The sequence below is a fragment of the Desulforhopalus vacuolatus genome (assembly GCF_016918505.1).
GTDB classification, from domain to species: domain Bacteria; phylum Desulfobacterota; class Desulfobulbia; order Desulfobulbales; family Desulfocapsaceae; genus Desulforhopalus; species Desulforhopalus vacuolatus.
Window position 1 is genome coordinate 1 of the sequence record NZ_JAFFPZ010000059.1, and the last position, 6,087, is coordinate 6,087.

The 6,087-nt window shown below is 38.1% G+C and carries 7 protein-coding genes and 1 pseudogene; 7 read left to right on the forward strand and 1 reads right to left on the reverse strand.

The genetic code is table 11. The features are described 5' to 3' along the window. Positions 1-253 precede the first annotated feature (253 nt). The 5 genes and pseudogenes from JWG39_RS15685 to JWG39_RS15705 all read left to right on the forward strand — a co-directional run bounded on the left by JWG39_RS15685 (position 254) and on the right by JWG39_RS15705 (position 3,178). Positions 254-613 (forward strand): hypothetical protein, encoded by a 360-nt coding sequence (locus JWG39_RS15685; RefSeq protein ID WP_205220387.1) that lies wholly within the window; start codon positions 254-256, stop codon positions 611-613. 92 nt (positions 614-705) lie between these two features. Beyond that, positions 706-1,023 (forward strand): hypothetical protein, encoded by a 318-nt coding sequence (locus JWG39_RS15690; protein ID WP_205220388.1) that lies wholly within the window; start codon positions 706-708, stop codon positions 1,021-1,023. 20 nt (positions 1,024-1,043) lie between these two features. Then, positions 1,044-1,133, forward strand: a pseudogene (locus JWG39_RS17255) (type II toxin-antitoxin system RelE/ParE family toxin); the annotation flags it as partial. Then, complete coding sequence (locus JWG39_RS17260; RefSeq protein WP_205220389.1) at positions 1,133-1,423, forward strand: HigA family addiction module antitoxin; 291 nt, start codon at positions 1,133-1,135, stop codon at positions 1,421-1,423. The pseudogene JWG39_RS17255 and the gene JWG39_RS17260, both read left to right, overlap by 1 nt. A 213-nt stretch (positions 1,424-1,636) precedes the next feature. Beyond that, on the forward strand, positions 1,637-3,178 hold the full coding sequence (locus JWG39_RS15705) for a histidine kinase N-terminal 7TM domain-containing diguanylate cyclase (protein WP_205220390.1): 1,542 nt from the start codon (positions 1,637-1,639) through the stop codon (positions 3,176-3,178). Positions 3,179-3,599: 421 nt separating this feature from the next. On the opposite strand, the gene tnpB is transcribed toward JWG39_RS15705, so the two are convergent. Continuing rightward, complete coding sequence (tnpB, locus tag JWG39_RS17265) at positions 3,600-3,761, reverse strand: IS66 family insertion sequence element accessory protein TnpB (RefSeq protein ID WP_369130653.1); 162 nt, start codon at positions 3,759-3,761, stop codon at positions 3,600-3,602. Between the two features lie 97 nt (positions 3,762-3,858). Here tnpB and JWG39_RS15715 point away from each other — a divergent pair, with 97 nt between their 5' ends. Together JWG39_RS15715 and JWG39_RS15720 are read left to right on the forward strand one after the other, a co-directional pair. After that, complete coding sequence (locus JWG39_RS15715; RefSeq protein WP_205220392.1) at positions 3,859-5,640, forward strand: substrate-binding domain-containing protein; 1,782 nt, start codon at positions 3,859-3,861, stop codon at positions 5,638-5,640. Between the two features lie 12 nt (positions 5,641-5,652). After that, complete coding sequence (locus tag JWG39_RS15720) at positions 5,653-5,952, forward strand: hypothetical protein (protein ID WP_205220393.1); 300 nt, start codon at positions 5,653-5,655, stop codon at positions 5,950-5,952. The last annotated feature ends 135 nt before the right edge of the window (positions 5,953-6,087 follow it).

Sequence of the window (6,087 nt, forward strand, 5' to 3'; positions counted from 1 at the left end):
TTATACCTGTCAATAATGCGTTTTTTAGGCTCAAAAACGTTAATATAGATCTGCATTAGAAAATAATTTCTTATGGCGAGAGCAAAACGGCATTATATTCCTGGTCAAGTATGGCATCTTACCCACAAATGCCTAGGAGCCTGTCCGAGAATGCTCTTTTACCCAAACTTCTCGTTATTTTCAAAAACAAATGCTCGTAATATCAGCTATATAGCTGTGCTTGTTTTGCGAAAATGCCTCGGTTTTGGATAAAATGCCTATTCTCGGACAGGCTCCTAGAAGGAAGTCAGTGCTCATTGATTATCAAAAGTTAGCGAAACTTACAGGGTTTGCATCCTATAGTACCTTCCGAGAGACTCACAAAGAATCCGTTACCAACAGGACCTGCGGCAGGCAACCGGGTTGGAGTGAAAGTGTAGCTGTAGGAAGCCGAAGTTTTGTAGAAACAATTCATTCGAAATTGGGATTTCGTGGTAAAGGTCGGAAGGTTTTAGAACATGACATCGGATTTCAACTTCGTGAAAAACACAGAACCTATAATGTCGAATATGATGGTAGAAATGAAGATATAGGCTCAATAAACACCTCTGAATGGGACGTTTATTTCGAGTAATCAGAGAGTTAGCGTGGCCCAACCCCGAATACCTTGCTTTTGGAAACCCTTGCTGCCCGTTACCCAAGCGTTCACTACAGAATGGAAAATATATGAACAACCAAAATTATAGAAATTGTCTGTCTTTGTTTGTAAAAAAAATAAAAGAATTGAAAAACCCATCATTCGTAAAACCTGAAGAATGGAAATTGTGCCATGACCTTCAAAACGGCGTTTCAGTTGTTGCTTCAATTACAGATGAATCAGATAGGAAATTGCTTCATAAAATTGGACAACAGTATGGACTTATTCCATTATGTCCAAATGAAGTTGTAGATCTAGATTTTTCGAAAGATGGTGAAATTAATTTTGCTGTTGTAGAAACAATATTCGGAAGGTTAAAAATAGAACCCAAAAAAGTAAACAAATAAATCAAGCTGGAGGCAGCTATTGGGCGATTGATGTAAACCGCAATTGGCGTGTCGTTTTTGAATTCAAAGATGGCAATGCCTATGTCGTAGATTATGAGGATTATCACTAATGACTATGTATAAACCACCCCATCCAGGGGAATTTATTCAAGAAGTTTACTTGGAACCATTGGGGGGGTCACCACGTAGTGTTGCTCTGCGACTTAAAGTGTCTCCTTCAACATTCGTAAGGATTTTAAAGAGGCAAAGCTCTATAAGTCCTGTAATGGCTCTTCGTTTATCCAAATGCTTAGGACGTACCCCCGAAAGTTGGCTTCATATGCAGGACAGCTATAATTTATGGCATGCGAAGCAGAGTGTTGATCTTTCAGAAATTGAACCTATTGAGGTTCCGGCGTAAACAGAAAAAATTTACACAACACAACGCTTGAGAGGAACCAGGCTTACTGCGCGGCCTTTTCGAAAGTACCTGGTGCAGGAAAATTTAAGAAACGGCTTTACCTTGATTTAAATATTGATAATTTCAAATATTTAACCTGTTAATTTGATTGATAAAGAATGAGTCACGTATAAAAAACAAGAAGTTACAATTCATAAGGATGATATTTAGATCATGGAGATAGGATTGCCCGATATAATGCTTTTTGTAAGTTTTTTTTTCTGTCTTTTTCTTTGTATCTATAGTTTAAAATTTAAATTGACTCCCCTGAATTTAAGTTTTTCACTTTTTACAGCATCAGCAGCTATTTATGCACTTGGTTATGCATTTGAGCGGATGAGCGTAAATTTAGAATCCATGCTTTTTTGGTCTAAATTTCAATATATCGGAATACCATTTATACCCGGATTATTAATAATCTTTACCTTATGCTATACAGGTTCTGGGGAAAAAGTAACTTATCCTGGGATTTTATTATTTTTTATAGTCCCATTTATCTCATTCGTCGCCAGATGGACAAATCAATATCACCAACTTTTTTATAAAAATTCTGCTGTCTTTAACTCTCATTTTGGACCAATGTTGAGTTTCGAGGCAGGTATTTTTTATTTCATAAATATTATATATCTTGTCTACGCACTAAGTTATTGTACAGTTGTGCTTATTAAGTATTTTTTTAAAACAGCATTTGTGTACCGAATGCAGACGCTGTTGATTATGATCGCATTGATTCTTCAATGGTTTACTTTACTGATTTATTTGGGCGGAATTGCTCCGAAATATTTTGATATTAACCCTTACGTGTTTACAATCAGTGCGATTCTCTATGCGTCCGCCATCTATTGGTTTTCGCTTTTCAATATTGTTCCAGTTGCAAGGGATGTTGTATTTGATGAAATGAATGATGCCATACTTGTTATTAATCCTGATTTACAATTGATTGATTTTAATAAACGTTGCTCTACATTATTTAAGTCAATCAACGATAAAGCCATCGGAAAAAGCTTGGAGCAGCTTTTTGTTTTTTACCCAGAAATAATAGATGGTATTAATAATTTTTCTATTGCAGGTATGGAATTTGCTATAGAAACTGATACTGGCAAGGTCTTTTTAAAATTATCCTTAAAACAGATAGAAATCATAAACAAAAGTCATATTTGTACAATTATTACATTTTATGATATTACCGAACAACGAATGTTAATGCAAAGGCTTGAAAAATTGGCTGCGATTGATCCTTTGACTGGAGTTTTTAACAGACGTCAGTTTGAAATTCAGGCAGAGATTGAAATGAGGCGTTCGATCAGAATGAACACTCCGCTTTCAGTGTTGATGCTTGATATTGATCATTTCAAAAATGTAAATGATACCTGGGGGCATCAGTGTGGAGATCAAGTATTAAAAGAATTCACTGCAATAATTGCAGATAATATACGCGATGTCGACCAGCTCGGAAGATTCGGAGGTGAAGAATTTATATTGATAATGCCAGATTCGAATCGTAAGGTTGCGGCAGCTATTTCTGAGAGGTTACGGCAGGCCATTGAAAAAATGATTTTAAATTTAGACGGGGATATAACTGGAATAACCGTTAGTATAGGTATTGCAGGAAAATGGAATGATGAAAATATTTCAATAGATTCACTTATCAAATATGCGGATAAGGCTTTGTATGCTGCAAAACAAAATGGACGAAACAGAGTCGAGATTGCTTAGGTGATTTGCACAATTAAATTTACATCTTCAAAAAATATCGAGATAGGAACGGCCATCACTGACCACCTCTCCCAGGTGAGTAGCCCAAAGGAACTTCCTCTTCAGGCTCCCATGGCCATCCAATCAGGATTATACGAACAACTCATCACCCAGGCCCTGAAGAAAGAACTGGGCAATCTGGACAATGGTCAAAGGAGATGACAAGCTCGCAAAACAGATTGCCGTATGCAATGAGCTCATATCCACGGCTTGGGACTCCATTGAAAAGGATCAAAATGTCATGCACACATTGACGCAGACGGCAGGCAACTGCTGCAACTCCTTGATCCAGCCCTTGCCAATTCACCCAGACCGGAAACGCCCCTGTCTGTCGGGGCATTGCTAACGGCCACATCCGGTGATCCCTCCCTGGTTTCCCAGCTCAAGCAAGAATTTTAAGCATATTCCGCTTTCGATTGCAGAAAACAAAGAGATTGCCGGAAAAGGTATTAAGTTCCAACTGCTCGCTGACAAGAATGGATCGATGGTCCACAGAATCAGTTACCAGAGATAGACTGTTCTTAAAGTACTTGGGAGTAGACACCAAATAGTGTACGCTTTATCCGACTTTCAGGATATAAAGTGTCAGATCAATATTTTTTTTAAAATTGAATTCGGCTTGACCGGGTTAGGATGGGATTATGAAAAGTAAAAAAAACAAAGAGATCGTAAATTTTTCTTTTTTGACGGCATTCATATTTTTGCTATTTATGTTTAATCTTCTTTTATTTATACCCAATGCGAACGCCGGGAACGAAGGAACAATCGCTCTTGTAATGAAGGCTCTTTCTAATCCTTTTTTTTCAAAAATGGAAGAAGGCGCAAAAAAATATGCCATAGAAGAAAATATTCCTTTAGAAGTCTTTGGCGTCGAGCGTGAAACAGACGTTGAACGACAAATCGGTATTTGTGAAAATCTTATCTCAAGGGGTTACGGGGCCATTGTGATAGCGCCGGCCGACTCAAAAAAATTGGTTCCGATTTGTAAAAAAGCCATAGAAAAGAACATCATTGTTATCAATATTGATAATCCGCTTCATCAGGAGACAATGAAGCAGTTAGGTGTTTCCATTCCATTCGTAGGATCTGACAATCGCGTTGGAGCTGGAATGATTGGAACATATTTTAAAGATAAATTGGCGGGACAAGGGCGGGTCATTGTAATTGAAGGAATTCGGGGTGTTGAAAATGCAGAATTACGCAAAAAAGGTTTTATAGAAAAGGTTACACAGGACAGCACTATCCAAATTGCAGGCTCTGAAACCGCAAACTGGCATACAGATGAAGCATTATCCGTTACGACCGAATTGCTCCGGAAGCACAAGACCATTGACGCTATTTTCTGTGCCAACGATCAAATGGCACTTGGTGCTTTGCAGGCCATAGATATCATGGGCCTTACAGGAACTGTGCTTATAGCTGGATATGATAATATCGAATCGGCACGGAATGAAATACGCAATGACCGTATTCATGCCACAATAGAGCAACATCCGGAACTTATGGGAGAGTATGGCGTAAAATTGGCATGGAAAGCCTTAAATGGTCAAAAAATTCCCTTCTATGAGCAAACACCTCTTGATTTGATAACATACGAGTCTTTTAATAAAAAGATTGCTTTATCTATCTCCAATTTAAAAAATTCTTTTTTTTCAACACTCCTGAAAGGGGCACAGGAAGCCGCAGACCTTTATGGCGTTCAACTGCTTGTTAAGGATGCCCAAAATAGTGACCCGCAACAACTGATGGATATTGCGGATTTATTAACAAAAAAAATTGATCTACTGATCGTTAATCCCACAAATACGGAATCGGTAATGCCAGGCATAGAAATGGCTAACAAAAAGAATATTCCTGTTATCACAGCTGATAGAAAAGCTTCAGGAGGAAAAATTCTTTGTCACATTGAATCAGATAATATAGAGGGTGGCAAGATGGCTGTCGGGATATTGGCGCAGCATTTTAAAGGCGATGTGAGGGTGGTTGAGATTGAAGGTATTCCAGGAACTTCTGCCTGTTATGAACGAGGACTGGGATTCAATGAAGAACTTCAAAAATACCCAAGAATAAAAATTATCGCCCGTGATGCCGCTAATTTTGATCGAAAAGAAGCACAGGAGGTGATGCAGCGAATTCTGCTAAACGATAATAATTTTGATGCTGTTTTTGCTCACAATGACCATATGATTCTAGGCGTGATTGATGCGCTTAAAAAATCAGAAGATCAGCGACAACGAATCCTTATCGGGTTTGATGCCATACGGGAGGCGAAAGAGGCTGTTCAGCAAGGCCTGCTTACAGCTACAATTGCTCAGAAACCTGAAATTATGGGAAAATTATCAATTGAAACAGCGGTTCAATATTTTCGTGGAAAAGAGATAAATCCCACACTTTTTGTTGATCTTTCAGTAATTACTAAATAGGAGCCTCTTATTTTGTTTCATACGATTAACAGTAAGTTTTATGCCATAGCAGTGGTACTCATTTTTTTATTCAGCCTGGGGTATGGTATATTGGCCTTTTTTATGCGGGATCAAAACCAAAATGCGCTATTGCTTCAGGAAGTTGTTACCTTTGAGAAAGAAATCCGAACGCTTTATGACATGTTCTATGAAGTCCGTTTTTGGGAAAGATCTGTTTTTTTTCAGCAAAACCCTGAAGCCGAAAAAAATTTTGGCGCTGTTATACTCACCATTCGCGTAAAATTATTTCAATTTATTCCTTTTTTTGATTAACTGCCGAGATGACTACTATACCAAAAGTTTTAACCGAAAGAATTGATGATTTTGTCCTGCTGATTGGCCTTCTCAAACGAATGGGGGTGGTAGAGCTTTTTGATGCTCATCTCCCACGTCATGGGCATCATCAAG

Coding starts and splice junctions, on each gene's coding strand:
- JWG39_RS15685 (WP_205220387.1), top strand. CDS start 254: ATGCCTATTCTCGGACAGGCTCCTAGAAGGAAGTCAGTGCTCATTGAT.
- JWG39_RS15690 (WP_205220388.1), top strand. CDS start 706: ATGAACAACCAAAATTATAGAAATTGTCTGTCTTTGTTTGTAAAAAAA.
- JWG39_RS17260 (WP_205220389.1), top strand. CDS start 1,133: ATGACTATGTATAAACCACCCCATCCAGGGGAATTTATTCAAGAAGTT.
- JWG39_RS15705 (WP_205220390.1), top strand. CDS start 1,637: ATGGAGATAGGATTGCCCGATATAATGCTTTTTGTAAGTTTTTTTTTC.
- JWG39_RS15715 (WP_205220392.1), top strand. CDS start 3,859: ATGAAAAGTAAAAAAAACAAAGAGATCGTAAATTTTTCTTTTTTGACG.